This window comes from Methylobacterium sp. E-066, assembly GCF_022829635.1.
In the GTDB taxonomy this organism is placed as follows: Bacteria; Pseudomonadota; Alphaproteobacteria; order Rhizobiales; family Beijerinckiaceae; genus Methylobacterium.
The window spans coordinates 1-18,366 of sequence record NZ_JAKSYO010000088.1; the positions used below are offsets into that span (position 1 = coordinate 1).

Below are 18,366 nucleotides of genomic sequence, written 5' to 3' on the forward strand. Positions count from 1 at the left end.
CGCATGCAGCGTCAGCGGAATGCGACCCGGGACCCAGCACACGACGGCGCGCAGCGTCCGTTTGATCAACCTGTGCCGCTGGCGCGGCACTTCATGTGCTGGGTCCCGGATCAGGTTCCGCTTCGCTTCACCTGTCCGGGAAAGGGGCGCGCGTGATCTGCTCGGGAGCCCTGATCCCACGACGCGCACGGGGCCAAACACCTTGAAAGCGCTGGGTCCAGACCTTTTGAATCCGGGATTTTCACAGATGACCTGTGATCGGCGCCCTCATCCGTGGCGTCTGCGGGCGGGGGCTTCGTCCACGAACCGGCCTGCCAGAACGGGTGTCTCGGCGGCGATCTCGCGGAGCAGCGTCGGCACCCGGGCCCAGGGCTCGGTGACGGCGCGGGCGCCCGGTCGGACCGCGCCCCGCTCCTGCCCGCCGGCCACCAGCACGTCCGGCCAGCGCGCGCAGAAGGCCTCCACGCAGGCCGGGTCGAAATGGCGGCCGCTATCGGCCCGGATGCAGCCCAGGGCCGCCTCGAAGGACATCGCCTCCTTGTAGGGCCGCTGCGTGGTCAGGGCGTCGAACACGTCCGCCACCGCGACGATCCGGGCCGCCAGGGGGATCTCGGTTCCGGCCAGCCCCTTCGGATAGCCGCTGCCGTCCCATTTCTCGTGATGCGCCTCGGCGATCTCGGCGGCCAGCCGGATCAGCTCGGAGGTGCTGCCGCCCAGGATGCGCTGGCCGATGGTCGCGTGCGTCTTGATCAGGGCGAACTCGTCCGGGTCGAGCCGGCCGGGTTTCAGCAGGATCCCGTCCGGGATCGCCACCTTGCCGACATCGTGCAGCGGCGCGGCGAGGTACAGGTTGCGGCACAGTTCCGCCGAGAGGCCGAGCGCCTCGGCCACGATCTGGCTGTAGCGGGCCACCCGCCAGGTGTGGTCGCCGGTGTCGTTGTCGCGGTACTCGACCGCCAGCGACAGGCGGAAGATGATCTCCTCCTCGCGCTCGCGCATGTGCCGCAGGGCGGCCTCGACCTCACCGTCGAGCCAGGCGGCCTGCTCGGCCAGCCGCCGCACCGCCTTGGCGAGGCGGATCAGGTTGCGCAGCCGCACGGTCTGCTCGACGCCCCGCATGGACTTGTCGAGGAAGTCGGTCGCCCCCGCCTCCAGGGCGGCGAGCCGCACCGCGTCGGAGATGTCGCTGGTGACCATCGCGATCGGCACCTGGGCGTAGTGCGGGATCGTGCGCATCCGCTGGATGAACGCGATCCCGTCCATCGCGGGCATGTGGTAATCGACCAGCACGAGATCGAAGGCGCGCATCTGCGCCTCCACGAGGGCGGCGGCCGGGTCGGCGTAGTCGGTCACGCTGACGTCGGGCTTGGCCTCCAGCATCTGGCGCAGGCGCCGGCGCATGGTCGCGCTGTCGTCAACCAGGAGCGCATCCATCATGGCGTCTTGTCTCGCTCCGCGGGTGCGTGCCCGGCGCGGGATTGGCGGGGTGTCGGCGCCACGCTTTCAGGAGCCTGCGGGCACCGAGAGCCGTGGCTTTCCAAGATCGGATCCATCGGGCTGAACGCGGTCATGATCCGGTCCGGGACGATTGCGGGTGAAGGTGCCGTCCTCAATGCGGAAGGTCTCTTCGACGATGTGACACATTTGTAATATTGCACGTTAAAGGGGAGTAAATGTTCTCATGCTCGCGTTGGGCGGTAATTTTGATCTAAGAGACGGACTAAGCTTCGGTTCTGCTGAATTTCATTTGATGATCTCATGAACAAACCGAGACGTGGCAATTTTTATCGCGTGAATATAAATCGAATTCTCTGAGTTCAGATTTTCATGGATCTTATAGTGATGGTTTTCGATTTGTCCTGGCGCCTTCCATGCCCGGGCATTGGTCCGGCGACGCTGACAGGCCGGCGGTGCGACGATACCGTCCCGCGCCGTCGCCACGGGACGAAGGCGCTCCGTGGTGCCGCTCCCGGGAAGGACCTTCGGTGATGATGCGGTTCGATCTCACCGATCTCGGCCTGTTCCGGCACGTGGTCGAGGCCGGCTCGATCACCCACGGGGCGGCGCGGGCGAACCTCGCCCTGGCGGCCGCCTCGACGCGGATCCGGCTGATGGAGGAGTCCCTCGGCGCCGCGCTCCTGACCCGGGGGCGGCAGGGCGTCAGCCCGACCCCGGCAGGGCGCACGCTGCTCACCCATGCCCGGGAGATCCTGGCCGGCGTCGAGCGCCTGCGCGAGGAGATGGCGGTGTTCTCCGGCGGTGCGGCCGGGCAGATCCGGGTGCTCGCCAACACCAACGCGCTGACCGAGTTCCTGCCCGACGCGCTCTCGGCCTTCCTGGCCGGCCATCCCGGGATCGGGGTCGAGATCGACGAGCGCACCTCCGAGGAGATCGTCGGGCTGGTGGCCGAGGGCGCGGCCGATCTCGGCATCCTGTCCGGCACGGTGGATACCGGCTCGCTCCAGACCTTCCCGTTCCGGGAGGACCGGTTCGTGGTGGTGGCGGCCCGGGACCATCCCCTGGCGGCACGGGCCGACATCGCCTTCGTGGAGGTGCTCGGCCACGACCTCGTCGGCCTCGACCGGCGCAGCGCCATCAGCCGGTTCCTGGTCGCCCAGGCGGTGCGGGAGGGGCGGCCGATGCGCCTGCGGGTGCAGCTGCGCGGCTTCGATGCCGTCTGCCGCCTGGTCGAGGCCCGGGTCGGGCTCGCGGTGCTACCCGAGAGCGCGGCGGCCCGGGCCGCGCAAGGGCTCGCCATCGCGGTGGTGCCGCTCTCGGATGCTTGGGCGCGCCGCGACCTGACCCTGTGCCTGCGCGACCTCGACGGCCTGCCGCCGTTCATGCGCGCCTTCGTGGCGCAGTTGCGGGCGTGAGCGCGGCACAGATCCGGGTTGGGGAGGAGATCCGGATAAGGTGCGGCGATTCAATCAGAAGATGAGATGGCCTGAAAGCTTCGTTGTCGCCCTGTAAACGAATGTTTCCAGGCTCTAAAAAGATTACGTACGTGCTTTACGGGCGTCATCATCGCTGCCATCTGTGCGGTTTCGTGCATTCAAACTCTGGCGCCGTGAACGGGACGACTTTGCGATGACAGCGATGGGCAGCGTGGTGGATCGCTACGACGTAGCCGTGGTGGGCGCCGGGCTGGCCGGGAGCTGCCTGGCCGGGGCGCTCGCCCGCGCCGGGACCCGGGTCACGCTGATCGACGCCCAGGCCGAACGCGGCGAGGCGCGCCGCGACTTCCGGGCGGAGAAGTTCGGGGCCGACCAGATGGCGCTGTTCGAGGGCCTCGGCTTCGGCCAGGCGCTCGCCGCTTGCACGACGGCGACCGAGGAGGTCGCGGTGGTCCGCTATGGCCGCCTCGCCTACCGGGAAGCCGCCCGCGAATGGGGCGCGCATTATCCCGTCCTGGTCGGGGCCGCCCGGGCCGCCCTGCCCGACGGGCTGCTGACCCCCGGGCGGGTCGCCGATTTCGAGCTCGGGCCGGATCGCCAGATTCTCGCCTTGAGCGACGGCCGCCGGATCGAGGCGCGCCTCGTCGTGCTCGCCACCGGGCTCGGCCATGCGCTGCTCGCCAAGGCCGGCATCGCCAAGCGGGCGCTGAGCCCGCGCCACTCCCTGGCCGTCGGCTTCGACATGGCGGCGCCGCGGGCCGCCTTCCCGTTCCCGGCCATGACCTACTTCGCCGAGGGGTTCGGCGGGCGCGACGCCTACCTGACCCTGTTCCCGATCGGGGAGGTGATGCGCGCCAACCTGTTCTGCTACCGCGATCCCGGCGAGCCCTGGGTCGCGGCCTTGCGCCGGGACCCGGAAGCCACCCTGCGGGCGATGATGCCCCACCTGGCGCGGCACTGCCCGGACCTGTCGGTGTCCGGCCCCCTCGAGGTCCGGCCGATCGACCTCGCCCGGGCCGACGGGGTGGAGCGCGACGGGCTGGTGCTGATCGGCGACGCCTTCCAGACCGCCTGCCCGATCCCCGGCACCGGGATCGGCAAGCTGCTCACCGATGCCGACCGGCTCGCCCGGGTCCACGTGCCGGCCTGGCTCGCCACCCCCGGTATGGGTCGCGAAAAAATCGCGGCGTTCTATGCCGACCCGGTCAAGCAGGCCTGCGACGCCCGCAGCCTGCGCGCCAGCGTCTACGCCCGCGGCCTCGCCGTGGAGACGGGGACGCTCTGGCGGGCCCGGCGCCTGCGCAACCGCGTCGCCCGCACGGCGATTCGCCTGGTCAAGGACGGGCCGCGGGCCGCCGCGGCTTTGGCGCCCGGACTGCTCCCGATCGGATTCTAGCGTTCGGCTTCATCAGGGCTCCGCCCTGACAACCCGCCAAAGGGCTCGCCCTTTGGAAACCCGATCCCGCGCCTCGGGTCTTCGTCGCGGCGCGGTCATGGGGTAGCGTCGCACTGATTCCGCCGGGGGGCGGAGGAGGGTTGCGTATGTCGATCGAGACCGTGGATGCCGCCGGGAGCCGGAGGGGCGCCGACCTGCTGCTGGATGTGCTGCGCTCGGAGGGCGTGCGCTACATCTTCGGCAATCCCGGCACCACCGAATTGCCGCTGATCGACGCGCTCACCGAGGCGCAGGATATCGGCTACATCCTCGCCCTGCAGGAGGCGACCGCGGTGGCGATGGCCGACGGCTACGCCCAGGGCGCGCGCCGGCCGGCCTTCCTCAACCTGCACACCGCCGGCGGCCTCGGCCACGGCATGGGCGCGCTGTGGAACGCGCAGGTCAGCGGCACGCCGCTGGTGGTCACGGCCGGGCAGCAGGACCTGCGCCACGCCCTGTCCGACCCGCTGCTGATGGGCGACCTCGTCGCCATCGCCGACCCGGTGGTGAAGTGGGCCCGCGAGGTCACCAGCCCAGACCAGATCCCGGTGCTCCTGCGCCGCGCCTTCCACGATTGCGGCGCGGCCCCGTCCGGCCCGGTCTTCCTGTCCCTGCCGATGGACGTGATGGAGGCGATGACCGCGACCCCGGCGGGTGAGACCTCGACCATCGACCAGCGGGCGGTAGCGGGCTCCCTCGACAAGCTGGCCGAAAAACTCGCCGCCATCGCGCCCGGCCGTCTGGCCCTGATCGCCGGGGACGAGATCGATGCCTCGGACGCCTCCGCCCAGGCGGTGGCGCTCGCCGACCTGCTGGCGGCGCCGGTCTACGGCTCGTCCTGGCCGGCCCACATCCCCTTCCCCACCGCCCACCCGCTCTGGGCCGGCAACCTGCCGACCCGAGCCGACGCCATCGCCGACATCCTCGGGCGCTACGACGCGGTGTTCGCGCTGGGCGGCAAGTCGCTGATCACCATCCTCTACTCGGAGGTCTCGGCGGTGCCGCCGGGGACGCAGGTGTTCCAGCTCTCCGCGGATGTCCGCGACCTCGGGCGCACCTACGCCACCAGCCTGTCGACGGTGGGCGACATCCAGGCGTCCCTGAACGCGCTGCTGCCGCTGCTGGCCCCGCGCGTGGCCGATCGCGCCGCCGCCTACGCGGAGGTGCGCGCGCAGGCGGAGACGGCCCGGACCGCGCGGCGGGCCAAGCTCGCCGCCGCGGCCGACGCCGCCTTCGACGATCCGGTGATCGCGCCGCTCGTCGCCGCCCGCGAGGTGGCCCGGGCCGTGGGGGCGCAGACCACGATCATCGACGAGGCGCCCGCGACGCTGACCCACCTGCGGACCTTCCTCGACAGCCCGTCCACCCACCAATATGCGGCGATGCGCGGCGGCGTGCTCGGCTGGGGCATGCCGGCCGCGGTCGGTTTCTCCCTCGGCATCGACCGGGCGCCCGTGGTCTGCGTCGTCGGCGACGGCGCCGCGATGTACTCGCCCCAGGCGCTCTGGACCGCCGCGCACGAAAAGCTGCCGGTCACCTTCGTGGTGATCAACAACGCCGAGTACAACATCCTGAAAAACTTCATGAAGGGCCAGGCGCACTACGCCTCGGTGCGGGCCAACCGCTTCATCGCCATGGATCTCACCGACCCGCGCGTCGACTATCTGGCGCTCGCCACATCCATGGGGGTGCCGTCCCGGCGGGTGACCCGGGCCGCCGATATCGCCCCGGCGATCGAGGCCGGGATCCGGTCAGGGGGCGCCAATCTCGTGGAGGTGGTGGTGCGGGCGAGCTGACCGGGGGGCGACCGGCGCACCGGCAAGAAAGGCATACGGGTTCAAACGCTTGCCGCTGATCTCAGGCGTGCATCCGCGGACCGTCGCGTGTGTTTTTCTCACGCAGCGCGCGAGCTTTTCATGGATTGTCCGGCCCGAATTTCGGGGCTACGTCCAACGTGACGCCGATCTCGGTCGGCAACCCCGTCCGTGGCCCAGCGCGAGCGGACACGTCTCGTAAGACCGGGCGCAGACGGGATCCGAACGGGACCGGGCACCATGACCCTCCATGCCGGCCAATGCCATTGCGGCGCGGTGCGCTTCCGGGCGACCCTCGGCGACGGCTTCGACTCGATCCGCCGCTGCACCTGCTCGTACTGCCGAATGCGCGGCGCCGTCGTCGCCATGGCGGAGGCGGGCGGGATCGAGATCCTGCAAGGCGCGGAGGCGTTGACGAGCTACCGCTTCCACACCGGAGCGGCGCAGCACTTCTTCTGTTCCCGCTGCGGGATCTACACCCATCACCAGCGGCGCTCGAACCAGGATCTCTTTGCCGTGAACGTGGCGTGCCTGGACGGAATCAGCCCGTTCGACTTCCCCGCGGTGCCCGTCATGGACGGGGTCAACCACACCAACGACACCGGCCAACCGACCCGCCGGGCCGGCACGCTGCGGTTCATCCCGGCCGACGCGGATCGCGCTTGAAAGGCCCGGGTTCAACAGGTCCGTGACCTTGTGCGGGTCCAGGGCGGAGCCCTGGTGTCGGGCTTCGCCCGATCCTTCGGGGCTCCGCCCCAAGACCCCGCCAAAGGGCTGAGCCCTTTGGAAACCCGGTTTCAGCGTCCGGACTGGATTCCAGCCGGCAGGAATGCGAGGTCCCGACGTCACCACGAACTGGGACGGTCCGATGAAGCTCCTCTACTCCCCCGCCTCCCCGTATGCCCGCAAGGTGCTGGTGCTCGCCCACGAGACCGGGCTGATCGACAAGATCGCCGTCACCGCCGCCGGTGCCTCGCCGACCGGGCCCTCCCCCGAGGTCGCCGCCCACAACCCGCTCGGCAAGATCCCGGCCCTGGTGCTGGAGGACGGCACCGCCCTCTACGACAGCCGGGTGATCTGCGAGTATCTCGACGGCCTCTCGGCCGGCCCGCGCCTGTTCCCCGAGGGTCCGGCGCGCTGGGATGCGCTCACCCGGCAGGCGCTCGCCGACGGCCTGCTCGATGCCGCGCTGCTGACCCGCTACGAGCGGGTCCTGCGCCCGGAGGCGCAGCGCTGGGATTCCTGGGAGGCCGGCCAAGTGGCCAAGATCACGGCGGCGCTCGACCGGTTCGAGACCCTGGTCGCCGACATGCCGGTCCTGGATATCGGCACGGTCGCGATCGCCTGCGCGCTCGGCTATCTCGACCTGCGCTTCCCCGATCTCGCCTGGCGCGAGGGACGCCCCGCCACCGCCGCCTGGTACGCGGTGTTCGAGGGCCGGCCCTCGATGGTCGCCACCATGCCGAAGGGGTGAGACCTCGGGGCTTCGCGCCCCGCCAAAGGGCCGGGGGCCCTTTGGAAACCCGGATTTTATGGCCGGGCCTGGACCGCGTAGGGGTGGGACGAGGCGAGCGGGTCGGCGAAGAAATCTTGGACCGTCCCGGCGCCTGTCCCGAAGGTGATCAGCAAGAAACCTCCGGCCAGCGCAAAATTCTTCAAGAAATCCCAGAACAGTTCGCGGCCCTTGCCGCCCGCCCAGAAATCGCCGGGTGCCCAGAACTGTTTCCACAGCAGCGCGGTGACGCCGCAATAGCCGGCCAGCACGAAGGCCGCCGCCCGGTCGGCGGTGCCGGTGAGGATGCACAGCGACATCCCGATCTCGACCCCGAGCCCGATCAGGATCAGCAGGGTCGCCGGCCACGTGGCATGCACCGCCTGCCGGGCCTGGCCGACCGCGCCCTTGAAGTTGAGGATCTTGTCGAGCGCGCTGAACGGCAGGAACAGCAGCACCAGGAGCAGGCGGACGCCGAACGCGATCGCGACGCTGAGGCTGGCCATGCGCTGTTCGCCGATTCCCGATCCGGCCTCGCGGCCCGCCGCTCCTCCAAGCCGCGAGCGGCGCAAAGGTTTCTTCGCAAAGGTTTCTTCGAAGGAACACCCAACGGCCGGCGGGACAGCGGCAGACTGCGAAGGCTGTGCGCGGGGATGGCCGCGCCAGACTGCGCCGAATTCAGGTCCGGCACTCCCGGATCAGCCGCCGGACGAAGTCCGCGCAGGCTGCGAGCTCATCCCGGGTGACGTACTCGTCGGCCTTGTGGGCCCGGGCGATCGAGCCCGGACCGATTACCACGGCCGGCACGCCGCCCAGCCGCTCGAACAGCCCGCCCTCCGTCCCGTACGAAACCTTCCCGTGCGCGTTCCGCCCGGCCAGCCGCTTGGCGAGCGTCACGATCGCCGCCTCGGGGTCGGTGTCGAGGCCGGGATAGTCGATCAGCGGCTCGACATCGACGCCGCAGGCCGGGTCCGTCGCCCGCATCAGCGGCGCCAGGGTCTCGGTGGCGTAGGCGATCGCGGCCGCTGCCAGCGCCCCGGCATCGTCGGCCCCGATCGCCCGGACTTCGAACTCGACGCTGCAGCGATCCGGCACGATGTTGAGCGCCGAGCCGCCCCGGACCACGCTCGACAGGCCGGTGGTGTGGGGCACGTCGTAGAGCGGGTCGCGGGCCCCGTCCCGGGCGATCGCCTCCGCGGACAGCCGGACATGCTCGATGAAGCGGGCGGCATATTCCACCGCGTTGACGCCCGCGGGCGCCAGGGCCGAATGGCTGGCCTTGCCCCGAAAGGTGAGGCGGGCCGCAGACTTGCCCTTGTGCCCGACCACCACGCCCATCCCGGTGGGCTCGCCGACGAAGCAGCCGAGCGGGCGCGGCCCCCGCTCCAGCATCCGGGCGATCAGCGGGCGCACCCCGAGGCAGCCGACCTCCTCGTCGTACGAGATCGCGATGTGGAGCGGCGTCGCGAGCTCGGCTGCGACCATCTCCGGCAGCAGCGCCAGGCAGACCGCGAGAAAGCCCTTCATGTCGGAGGTGCCGCGTCCGTAGAGCCGGCCTGCCTCCTCCCGCAGGACGAACGGGTCCGACGACCAGGGCTGGCCCTCGGCCGGCACCACGTCGCTGTGGCCGGAGAGCACGTAGCCGGCCCGCGTCGCGAACGGGCCGACGCTGACGAGCAGCGCCGCCTTGGTCCCGGTGGCGTCGCTCACCCGGGCGACGGCGGCGCCGTGATCCCGGCAATAGCCTTCCGCCCAGTCGATCAGCGGCAGGTTCGAGCGCGCGCTCACCGTGTCGAAGGCCACGAGGGTCTCGAGCAGCGCCACCGGATCCTGCGCGGCGGGGTTTTCAGCGGCGATCGGCATCGGGCGGCTCGCATCGTCTCGGGGGAGGGCGTTCCCCATCCTACGGGGTTTTCGCAGGCTTCGGATCGGCGAAAATCGCCCTGCCTCGGAACCGGGGGCGCGGCGCAGCGTAGCCGCCGGTGAAGGCCCCGCCGCGCACGCTCCGCGAGCCCGAACCATGCGCCCCCTGATCCTCTCGATCCTGATGCCGGTGGCGCTGCTGCTGGCGATCGCCCCGGCCGAGGCTCGGCCGCCCCATCGCAAGCCGCACCACCGGCACGTGTCCGACACGGAGGCGACCCTGGCCCGCATGGCCGAGCACGACCGGCTCCGGGGCTGGCGGGCCTGGCAGACGCCCCGGCCCCTCGCCCGCGCCCTGCCCCCGGCTACGCGGGAACGGGTCGCCGCCCCGCCGTTTACCGGCTGGGGCTATGGCGGCACGATCCCGGGAGCCTGGCCCGGCTTCTGACCCGCTGCCCCCTCCCCCGCCGAGACCGTTGCCGAGGCCCGCGATGACCGCCACCACCCGTCCCGCCGCCCGGCTCACCCATGCGGCGGCACTGATTGCCCTCCAGGCGGCCGTCGCCCAGGCCGAGGCGATCGGGGTGCCGGAAAACGTTGCCGTGGTCGATGCCGACGGCAATCTCCTCGCCTTCCTGCGCATGGACGGCGCCAAGCTGCTGTCCCGCGAGAGTGCGCTCGCCAAGGCGGTGACCGCCGCCTCGAACGGCGCGCCCACCGGCCGCCTCCCCGCCGATCTCGCCGTGACGGTCGCCCTCGCCTCCGGCGGCCGGCTGACCAACCTCCCGGGGGGCCTGCCGATCGTGATCGACGGCGCCTGCCTCGGCGGCATCGGGGTCGGCTCCGGCACCAGCGACCAGGATGTCGCGGTGGCCCGCGCCGGTCTGCGGGCGATCGGCGCCCAGGATCCCGACGCTGCCCCCTGAACCGGGCGCCTCGACCCGGGTCCCGCGGGCTGTCATGGTGTGGCGGGAGGCCGGGAGACAACCCACGATGGCTCTGGATTTCCGCCTGGACGACCCGACCCCGGCCGATCCGCGCCGCCGCTGGGCCGAGCTCGACCGGGACGCCCGCAGCGCCTGCTACGACAACACCCGCGCGGTCGCCGACAGCGCCGCCCAGGTGGCCGCGCGCGACGCCGCCTCGGCCGCCTACCGGGCCGCGCATCCGGCCGGCCTCGACATCCCGTACGGCCCGGGCGCCCGCAACGCCCTCGACCTCTACCCGGCCCGCGACGGCTCGGCCCCCGCCCTGGTCTTCCTCCATGGCGGCTACTGGCAGCGCGGCGCCCGGGAATTGTTCGCCTGCTTCGCCGAGGGGCCGAACGCCGCCGGCTGGTCGGTGGCGCTGGTCGGCTACACCCTCGCCCCGGAGGCGAACCTGACCCGGATCGCGGCCGAGATCGGCGCGGCGCTCGACTGGATCGGCAGCCACGGACCCGCGCACGGGATCGGCGGTCCCCTGGTCCTGGCCGGCTGGTCGGCGGGCGGGCTGCTGACCGCCCTGCATCTCGGCCACCCGGCGGTCGCCGCGGGGCTCGCGATCTCGGGCGTCTACGACCTCGCGCCGATCCGCCAGACCGCCCTCGACGACAAGCTGCGCCTCACGGAGGCCGAGGTCGAGACCCTGTCGCCCCTGCGCCTGCCGGTGGTGGGCAAGCCGCTCTGCCTCGCCTATGGCAGCCGCGAGCTGCCGGCCCTGATCCACGATGCCCGCAACCTGCACGCCCTGCGGGCGGCGGCCCATGCGCCGGGTCCCCTGCTGCCGGTGCCCGGGGCCGAGCATTTCTCGGTGCTCGGCGAGCTGCGTCGGCCCGGTGGGATCCTGGTGCGGGCGGCACATGCGCTGCTCGGAGGCTGAGCGCAGGCGTCGTGCAAGGGTAGTGCAAGGGTAGTGCGAAGGGTGTGCATGAGCGCATCTGTGCAACACAGGATTGCACGCGCGATGGCCCGTACTGATACGGCCTTGCTGAGCCCTCCCGCGCGTGCTGAGACGGGCGGGCTCGGGCGCGGCCTGCTTCGACCGAGGGCGGGCCGGTCGGGCTCCGGGGAGAGCGGATGCAAGCGGTCGCCCGATCCGGGGCTGTAGCGGCGGCGGGATCGCAGGCCGATCCGGCCGCCCCGACCGATCCCGTCCGCCGGCGGCCGATGGTGCCGCGGCTGCGCCTGGTGCTGGCGCTGGGCTTCGGGACCTTGGGCTTCCTCGCCGCCCTGGCCCTGGCCATCCTGGTGAGCCGCGAGGCGTCGCGCCGGCTCGAGGCCGAGGTCGGCAGCCAGCTCGCCGAGATCGCCGGGCAGATGGCGCGGAGCCTCGATCTCGGCATGTTCGAGCGCTGGCGCGACATCCAGATCGCCGCCGCCTCGGACAGCCTGCGCGATCCCGGCACCGGAACCGAGGCCAAGCGGGCGGTGATGGAGCGCCTCCAAGTCACCTATCCGGCCTACTCGATCATCGGGCTGATCGATCCGGACGGGCGCGTCGCGGTCACCAGCACCGGTGCGCTGGAGGGGGCCGACGTCTCCGGCCGCGACTACTTCCAGGGTGCGCACGAAAAACCGTTCGTGGGGGATGTGCATCCGGCCAAGCTCCTGCAGTCCGTGCTGGCGCCGAAGACGCCTGACGCGGTGGCCCGCGAGCCCCTGCGCCTCCTCGACCTCGCCACCCCGGTCCGGGCTCCGGATGGCCGCTTCGTCGGGGTGCTCGCCGCCCATCTCGACTGGACCTGGGCGCGCGACATGGCGCGGATCCTCGAAGCCTCGCTCCGGAGCCACCGCGGCGGGGCCGAGATCCTGATCCTGTCCCGGGACGGCACCGTGCTGCTCGGGCCTGCCGCTCTCCAGGGCACCCGCCTCACCGAGACCGTGCTGTCCGGCATGCGCCTCCTCGACCCGCAGGGCACGAGCCGGCTCGGCCCCTGGCCCGACGGCACCGCCGGGTATCTCAGCGCGAGCGCGCGCACGACCGGATACCGGGATTATCCCGGCCTCGGCTGGCAGGTGGTGGTGCGCCAGACCGAGGACCGGGCCCTGGCCTCGGTGGCGGCCCTGCGCTGGAACATCCTGGCCGCGGGCAGCGCGGTGGCGCTCGCCGCGGCGATGCTCGCGTGGCTCCTCGCGGCCCTGATCGCCCGGCCGCTGCGGGATCTCGCGGTCGCCGCCGGGGCGCTGGGCCGCGACGCGCCGCTGCCGCCCCTGCCCCGGGCGATCGTGCGCGAGGGCGCGATGATCGCCGACGCCCTGACGGGGGCGGCGGACGAGCTCGCCCGGCGCGCGGAGGCCCATCGCCTGCTGGTCGACGAGCTGAACCACCGGGTGAAGAACACCCTCGCCACCGTGCAGTCGATGGCGGCCCAGAGCCTCAAGAATCTCGGCGCCGGCGCGGAGGCTGGGCGCGAGGCTTTTGAGGCGCGGCTGCTCAGCCTGTCCCGGGCCCACGACGTCCTGACCCGGGAGAGCTGGATCGGCGCCGACCTGCGGGGGATCGCCGACCAGGCTTTTCGCCCGTTCCAGGGCGAGGCGGCGCGCGTCACCCTGGCCGGGCCGGACCTGCGCCTGCCCCCCGAGATGGCGCTCGCGCTCACGATGATCCTGCACGAATTGTGCACCAACGCGGTCAAGTACGGCGCCCTCTCGGTCCCGGGCGGACGGGCGTCGTTCGACTGGGCGCCGGAGGCTGGCCTGGGGGGCGGCCGGACCCTGCGGATCACCTGGCGCGAGCGCGGCGGCCCGCCGGTCGCTCCCCCGTCGCGGCGCGGCTTCGGCACTCGCCTGCTGGAGCGGGGCCTCGTCGGACGCGACAGCGCCACCTTGGCCTACGAGCCGGGGGGCCTCGTCTACGCGGCGGTCGCACCGTTGCCCCTCGCCCTCGGGCCGGAACCCGCCGCCCTGCGGATGGTCGGCCCGGTGGGCGACATCCGGCACGGGCACGGGCTCGACTGAGCCGGCCCCCTCGCTCGGCTACCGATCCGGATCGGCTCCGGCCGCGCCCTGTTGCGGCGGCGTGGATGCTGCGTGCATGTGTGCGACGCCGATTAATCCCGGCCCTCGACAGATATCGCAGCGCCGAGGTGCGGATCCGCACAAGTAGATCAACGAGAGGAATTAGATTTTACTGTGTCTGACCGCACATCGACGTCAAACGGCGGCGGCTATGTTCGGTTCATCGGCACGGAACGCGGTGTCCCGGGCCAGCATGACGAACACGGGCGGAGCTTCACATGACGCGCACGATCACCCAGCGCTTCCTGACCCTCGGCCTCCTGGCCGGTGCCCTCGCTCTTCCGATGGCGGCCCAGGCCGGCGAGGGCGGCGGCGGCAACCGGCAGGCCGCCGGCGGCGGCCACATGAGTTCCTATGTCAGCGATCCCTCCCACGATCCGCGCTCCCTGCATTCGCAGCGCAGGGGCAGCGGCCAGCTCCTCGGCGCCCCGATGGTGCATGACGGGGCCCGGACCGCAATCTCGCGCCGCAACGTGATCGATCCCCATTGGGCATCCGGGCATGTCGAGCGCCGCGTCCGCCGCTGACGCAATCCGAGACCGCCTCGCGCATCGTCCCGAACCCGATATCCGGGCGCTGCGCGAGGTCTTGAGTTCCGCATCATCCCGAAAGCCGGACCCCCGCTTTCGGGATGATGCCGGCGGAGCCCCTCGGGCGACCGCCTTCCGATCCCCCCACATCCCCCTGCACGAATCCAGCACGCAGCGCCGCGCCGGCGCGGCGCTCGCGATTCCGCGTGCCGCCAGTCCGAATCTCTCCCAGCCCAATCCCCTGCCGCAGAGACCGCATCCGTGAACAGCATCATCCAGGGCATCGCCAGCTTCCAGGGCAGCATCTTCCCGGGCCAGCGCCAGATGTACCAGCAGCTCGTGCGCGACGGTCAGCACCCGAGCGCCCTGATCATCGCCTGCGCGGATTCCCGGGTCTCGCCCGAGCACATCACCCAGGCCGGGCCGGGCGACCTGTTCGTCTGCCGCAACGCCGGCAACATCGTGCCTCCGGCCTCCGACGTGGTCGGCGGCGTCTCCTCGGCGATCGAGTACGCCGTGGTGGCCCTGGGGGTGCGCGACATCGTGATCTGCGGCCATTCCGATTGCGGCGCCATGAGCGGCCTGATGAAGCCGGACCTCCTGAAGAAGATGCCCAGCGTCGCGGCCTGGCTGCGCCACGCCGAGGCCGCCGAGCGGATCGTCTGCGAGGCCTATCCCGAGGGGATGGACCCGCAGGAGCGCCACCGGGCGCTGGCCCTGGAGAACGTGGTGGTGCAGCTCGCCAACCTGCGCACCCATCCGAGCGTGGCCGTCGGCCTGGCCAAGGGCCGCTTGCGCCTGCACGGCTGGTTCTTCGAGATCGAGTCCGGCGCGCTCCTGGCCTATGACGGCACCACCGGGCGGTTCCGGCCGATCGCCGAGGCGGACATGCCGGTGGCCCAGTCGCCCCTGCCGGGTGACCGGATGCGCGCTGCGTAGGCGCCGGCCCTGTCCGCTCCGACCGGACGGGATGTCTTCCGAGGTGTCTCGGAGCGGCGACGATTGATCGCCACCCGGGCCGATGACTTTGTCCGCCTGTATAGATCCTTCGATCCACGATCTTGGCATCCGGTTAAGCCTGAATCTTCGCGCCCTTTTAAGATGCCGGCGGCACACTCGCCCGGTCCGGCCGCCCCGTAAGCTTGGGATCCGCCGGATGCGCGTCCTCGGCAGGGAGCTTCGTCGATGTTCAGGTTCCTCGCGGCCCCGATCGCCTGCCTGGTCCTAACCGGGGCCGCGGCCGCGCAGGAGCGGACCGACGGCCCCCGGCCGGTGGCGGCGAGTTCGATTGCAAATGCGCAGCTCCCGGAACAGGAGCCTCGCCTCCTCCCCGACAGCCTCGCGCTGCGTCACCCGGAGCCCGAGGCCGCTCAGACGACCTCGGCCCTGAGGAGCCCCGCGGACCTGCCCAAGGAGGCGCTCCGAGCAGCCCCCAGGCCCTGGTGCGCGCAGGACAGGCGCGTCGGCACCGGCGCCGGCTTCTGCCTGATCAACTGACGGCCCAGCGACCGCGGTTCGTTCAGGAAGCCGCGGAGACCGGGCTCTGGCCTATGACCTCGTCCGCCTCCGGGGCGCAGTCGAGCGACGCGACGAGCAGCAGCAGGACGGCGGCCAGGATCGCCGCGGCGGCGAGCACCCGGGTGAGGATCTCGGCATGGCCGCGGGCGGCGTGGATCACCGCACAGCCCAGCGCGAACGCGCAGACCTGCGCGGCCGGTGCAACGAGAGCCGCTGTCATAGACCCTCCACCAGGCCCGCGGAGCGGGATCGCGCATCGCTGTGCATGGCCCGCCTCCAAACCCCCGCCCCAAGCCGCCGGCTCCGATCGACAGACCGCGCCCTTGACGGACCGATCGCGTCGATCCGAGACGTACAGACGGTGGCGCGGCAGCGCGTCCCCCATATGGATCAGGGCCGGCCGGGATCGGCACCAGGCCACGCGGCGTCACGGCATCGTGACCGCCGACGTCGCGGCGGGGCCGGCCTCGCCTTCCCTCAAGCCTCGGGATCGCGGTCCTGCCCGGATCGAGACGCCTCGGCCAGGGCGTAGGTGGCCTCGGCGACGCGGCGCAGGGGGCCTCCCGGGCCGGACCGCTTCCACAGGCGGGTGTTGAGAGCCGCCACCGGATCGCGCCCCGGCAGGGTGAAGCCGCGGGCCACGAGGATCTCCAGGATCTCGCCGGCATGCATCGGCCGGCCCGCCTCCCGGATCGCCGCGCAGGCCGCCTCCACCAGCGCGCGACCGTAGCGGCGGGCCGCCGCCGCATCCTCCGTGAACGCGATCGCCGGCGGGATCCCGTCCGCCTCCTCATCCGGCGGGCCATGTCGGGTCTCGCGCGGTGGGGTGTCCCAGGCCTCGAGCCCGGTCGGGTCCGAGACCGGCCGAGCCCTGCGCGGCAGGCCGTCATTGACGGGAGCGTCGTGGGCCGCGACCGCCGGCGGTTCCGACACGGGGCGGGCGGGCTTGCCCGGCTCCTCAGCCCTCCCCCGATCGACAGGGGCCGGTCCGCTCCCCGCCCCGCTCAAGCGCCGGCCGAGTTCCAGGTAGAGCACGAGATCGGCGATCTCCCGGTCGAGCGCCTCGCGCTGGCGGCGCAATGCGGCCAACCGCGCTTCGATCTCATCCTCCGACAGGCCCATCCAGCGTTCCCTTCAGCACCAGGGAACATTTAGCGCGTTCCGAGCACGTTGGGAATGCTTTTCGACATTCTGTTCCCAGACACTGAGGGAACGGGATGGAATATCCCAATTGCATTCCTTGAGCCCGCGCTAAATTCCTTGCCGCCGAGCCTGCATTCTCTTCGTGGAGGCTGGGCGTGGCGGCACGAGCAACGCGCTCGGATCGGCCGGGTGCAGGGTCAGGCCGCCATCGTCGAGCACGATCGGGAGGCGCGGAAACACCTCGCGCAGATGTGCCAGATCGGCCTTGAAGGCCTGCCGGAAGCTGCGGATCGAGGCGTTTTCGGCCCCGAACTGCGCGTGCAGGTTGGTCCAGGTCAGCCGCAGCGGGCGCTGCAGGGAGCGTAGCCGGTAGCCGGTCCAGAACAGCAGGTCGAGCTTGCGTGCCGAGCCGGAGAAGGCACGCGCCGCCCGCACATCCACCGGCAGCGCGTGCTTGATCAGCGTCTCGTAGAATTCCGGGTCGAACCGCACGGTCCGTCCCGCCTCGTCCTCACCCTCCCCGGCGCGCGGCTTCCACAATTCCAGGCTGCGGAACGGCGGGACGTTGAGGGTGGTGGCGCTGTCGCGCCCGTCCCAGAGGCCGATCTGCATGGTGCAGGCGGCCAGCCGGTTCAGCTGCTCCTTGAACTGCCGGATGGTGCCGCGCTCGCCGCCGGTCACGGCAAAACCCATCTCGCGCATGAAGCCGGAGAGCGTCTCGGCGACCTTCACGGTCGGGCTGCGCTGGCGCACCGCCTCGGTGCAGAGGTGCAGCAGCACCAGCCTGGCCTTCGGCCCGTAGGGCAGCCCCTGGGGCTCGAAGGCCCCGGTCTCCGGATCCTTGATCCGCCCGGCCATCAGGCTCAGCGAGTTGCGCCCGTAGGTGCGGGTGAATTCGCGCACCGGCCCGGGATCGCGATAGGGCAGGCCGCAGAGTGCCAGAACCGAGTGGATGTGCTGCAGGCTCGACGGCAGCGCCGGCTCGCTCTCGATGACGAGGCGCACCGCGTCGCGGCGGCGTTGGTCGCGCGACAGCTGGGCACGGCGGAACTCCTGCTCGCCGAGTGCGGCGGCTTGCGCGTCGCGCTCGCGCTGGCGGTGCAGCACGTGCTCGACGATCTGGGCGAACAGGAAGCCGCCGCGCGCGGCCTCGATCTCGGCCCGCAGATCCGCGTCGTGGATCGCAGCGATTTTTTCCTCGACGCCCATCGCCCCTCAGCCCGAGCCGCACGCGGACACGTCCCTCCGGAAGGGGGAGCAGCGGCCCGATCCTGCCATGCCACGATTCGCCGGCGGAGGCTCCGGTCCGGTCCGGCTTGTCCCGGCAATCCCCGTTTCCCCGCCACGTTTCCCCGCGGTTCTCGGAGGCGGTACCCGCGCAGAGTTCCATACGGGCGGATCCAGCCCTCACGCCGACGCAGAGTTCGATACGCCCGAGGTCCGGCATTCTGTCCCCGCATTCCACCGGTCCGAGACCGAATCCGCGCCGAATCCGATACGGAACGGCGCAGAATCCGATACGCCCGCCGGCTCGATCCGCGCAGACTTCGATACGCGACCCCGCAGAGTTGCATGCGCATCCGCGCAGAGTCGGATACGATAACCAGTCTCAAACCCCTGGCAGAAATCATGAAATCGCCCCTGCATATAGTCTTCCGAACTGACTCTCTGAAAGATTC

Annotated in this window: 18 protein-coding genes; 12 read left to right on the top strand and 6 right to left on the bottom strand. The window is 71.5% G+C overall.

Going from position 1 to position 18,366, the window contains the following annotated elements; genetic code table 11:
- Positions 1–267 precede the first annotated feature (267 nt).
- Positions 268–1,434 (bottom strand): HD domain-containing phosphohydrolase, encoded by a 1,167-nt coding sequence (locus MKL20_RS09780; RefSeq protein ID WP_244036614.1) that lies wholly within the window; start codon positions 1,432–1,434, stop codon positions 268–270.
- Positions 1,435–1,988: 554 nt separating this feature from the next.
- Between MKL20_RS09780 and MKL20_RS09785 the strand changes: the two genes are divergently transcribed.
- The 5 genes from MKL20_RS09785 to MKL20_RS09805 all read left to right on the top strand — a co-directional run bounded on the left by MKL20_RS09785 (position 1,989) and on the right by MKL20_RS09805 (position 7,617).
- Positions 1,989–2,873, top strand: a complete 885-nt coding sequence (locus MKL20_RS09785) for a LysR substrate-binding domain-containing protein (RefSeq protein ID WP_244036502.1) — start codon at positions 1,989–1,991, stop codon at positions 2,871–2,873.
- A gap of 214 nt (positions 2,874–3,087) precedes the next feature.
- Entirely contained in the window at positions 3,088–4,290 is a 1,203-nt protein-coding gene (locus MKL20_RS09790) for an FAD-dependent oxidoreductase (RefSeq protein ID WP_244036503.1), read from the top strand.
- 146 nt (positions 4,291–4,436) lie between these two features.
- Positions 4,437–6,125 (top strand): thiamine pyrophosphate-binding protein, encoded by a 1,689-nt coding sequence (locus tag MKL20_RS09795; protein ID WP_244036504.1) that lies wholly within the window; start codon positions 4,437–4,439, stop codon positions 6,123–6,125.
- Positions 6,126–6,383: 258 nt separating this feature from the next.
- Positions 6,384–6,809 carry a GFA family protein gene (locus MKL20_RS09800; protein WP_243962771.1) on the top strand — a complete coding sequence of 142 codons (426 nt, stop codon included), beginning with the start codon at positions 6,384–6,386 and terminating at the stop codon, positions 6,807–6,809.
- Between the two features lie 202 nt (positions 6,810–7,011).
- Complete coding sequence (locus MKL20_RS09805; protein ID WP_244036505.1) at positions 7,012–7,617, top strand: glutathione S-transferase; 606 nt, start codon at positions 7,012–7,014, stop codon at positions 7,615–7,617.
- A gap of 56 nt (positions 7,618–7,673) precedes the next feature.
- Here MKL20_RS09805 and MKL20_RS09810 read toward each other — a convergent pair whose 3' ends face one another.
- Together MKL20_RS09810 and argE are read right to left on the bottom strand one after the other, a co-directional pair.
- A complete protein-coding gene (locus MKL20_RS09810; RefSeq protein WP_244036506.1) occupies positions 7,674–8,141 on the bottom strand; it encodes a DoxX family membrane protein in 468 nt (155 codons plus the stop codon).
- 172 nt (positions 8,142–8,313) lie between these two features.
- Complete coding sequence (gene argE, locus MKL20_RS09815; RefSeq protein WP_244036507.1) at positions 8,314–9,498, bottom strand: acetylornithine deacetylase; 1,185 nt, start codon at positions 9,496–9,498, stop codon at positions 8,314–8,316.
- Between the two features lie 157 nt (positions 9,499–9,655).
- On the opposite strand from argE, the gene MKL20_RS09820 reads away from it, so the two are divergent.
- The 7 genes from MKL20_RS09820 (at position 9,656) to MKL20_RS09850 (ending at position 15,523) form a co-directional block, all read left to right on the top strand.
- Positions 9,656–9,946, top strand: coding sequence for a hypothetical protein (locus MKL20_RS09820; RefSeq protein WP_244036508.1), 291 nt, complete (start codon positions 9,656–9,658; stop codon positions 9,944–9,946).
- Positions 9,947–9,989: 43 nt separating this feature from the next.
- Positions 9,990–10,424, top strand: a complete 435-nt coding sequence (locus MKL20_RS09825; RefSeq protein WP_244036509.1) for a GlcG/HbpS family heme-binding protein — start codon at positions 9,990–9,992, stop codon at positions 10,422–10,424.
- Between the two features lie 67 nt (positions 10,425–10,491).
- Positions 10,492–11,358 (top strand): alpha/beta hydrolase, encoded by an 867-nt coding sequence (locus MKL20_RS09830; RefSeq protein WP_244036510.1) that lies wholly within the window; start codon positions 10,492–10,494, stop codon positions 11,356–11,358.
- 197 nt (positions 11,359–11,555) lie between these two features.
- Complete coding sequence (locus MKL20_RS09835; RefSeq protein WP_244036511.1) at positions 11,556–13,436, top strand: sensor histidine kinase; 1,881 nt, start codon at positions 11,556–11,558, stop codon at positions 13,434–13,436.
- A gap of 278 nt (positions 13,437–13,714) precedes the next feature.
- Positions 13,715–14,023, top strand: a complete 309-nt coding sequence (locus MKL20_RS09840) for a hypothetical protein (protein ID WP_244036512.1) — start codon at positions 13,715–13,717, stop codon at positions 14,021–14,023.
- A 264-nt stretch (positions 14,024–14,287) separates the two neighbouring features.
- A complete protein-coding gene (locus MKL20_RS09845; RefSeq protein ID WP_244036513.1) occupies positions 14,288–14,965 on the top strand; it encodes a carbonic anhydrase in 678 nt (225 codons plus the stop codon).
- A gap of 246 nt (positions 14,966–15,211) precedes the next feature.
- Positions 15,212–15,523, top strand: a complete 312-nt coding sequence (locus MKL20_RS09850; RefSeq protein WP_244036514.1) for a hypothetical protein — start codon at positions 15,212–15,214, stop codon at positions 15,521–15,523.
- Between the two features lie 22 nt (positions 15,524–15,545).
- Here the strand turns inward: MKL20_RS09850 and MKL20_RS09855 are convergent, their stop codons facing one another.
- The 3 genes from MKL20_RS09855 to MKL20_RS09865 all read right to left on the bottom strand — a co-directional run bounded on the left by MKL20_RS09855 (position 15,546) and on the right by MKL20_RS09865 (position 17,896).
- Positions 15,546–15,764, bottom strand: a complete 219-nt coding sequence (locus MKL20_RS09855) for a hypothetical protein (RefSeq protein WP_244036515.1) — start codon at positions 15,762–15,764, stop codon at positions 15,546–15,548.
- Between the two features lie 257 nt (positions 15,765–16,021).
- On the bottom strand, positions 16,022–16,666 hold the full coding sequence (locus tag MKL20_RS09860; protein ID WP_244036516.1) for a winged helix-turn-helix domain-containing protein: 645 nt from the start codon (positions 16,664–16,666) through the stop codon (positions 16,022–16,024).
- A 129-nt stretch (positions 16,667–16,795) separates the two neighbouring features.
- Entirely contained in the window at positions 16,796–17,896 is a 1,101-nt protein-coding gene (locus MKL20_RS09865) for a replication protein RepA (RefSeq protein WP_244036517.1), read from the bottom strand.
- Between the last annotated feature and the right edge of the window lie 470 nt (positions 17,897–18,366).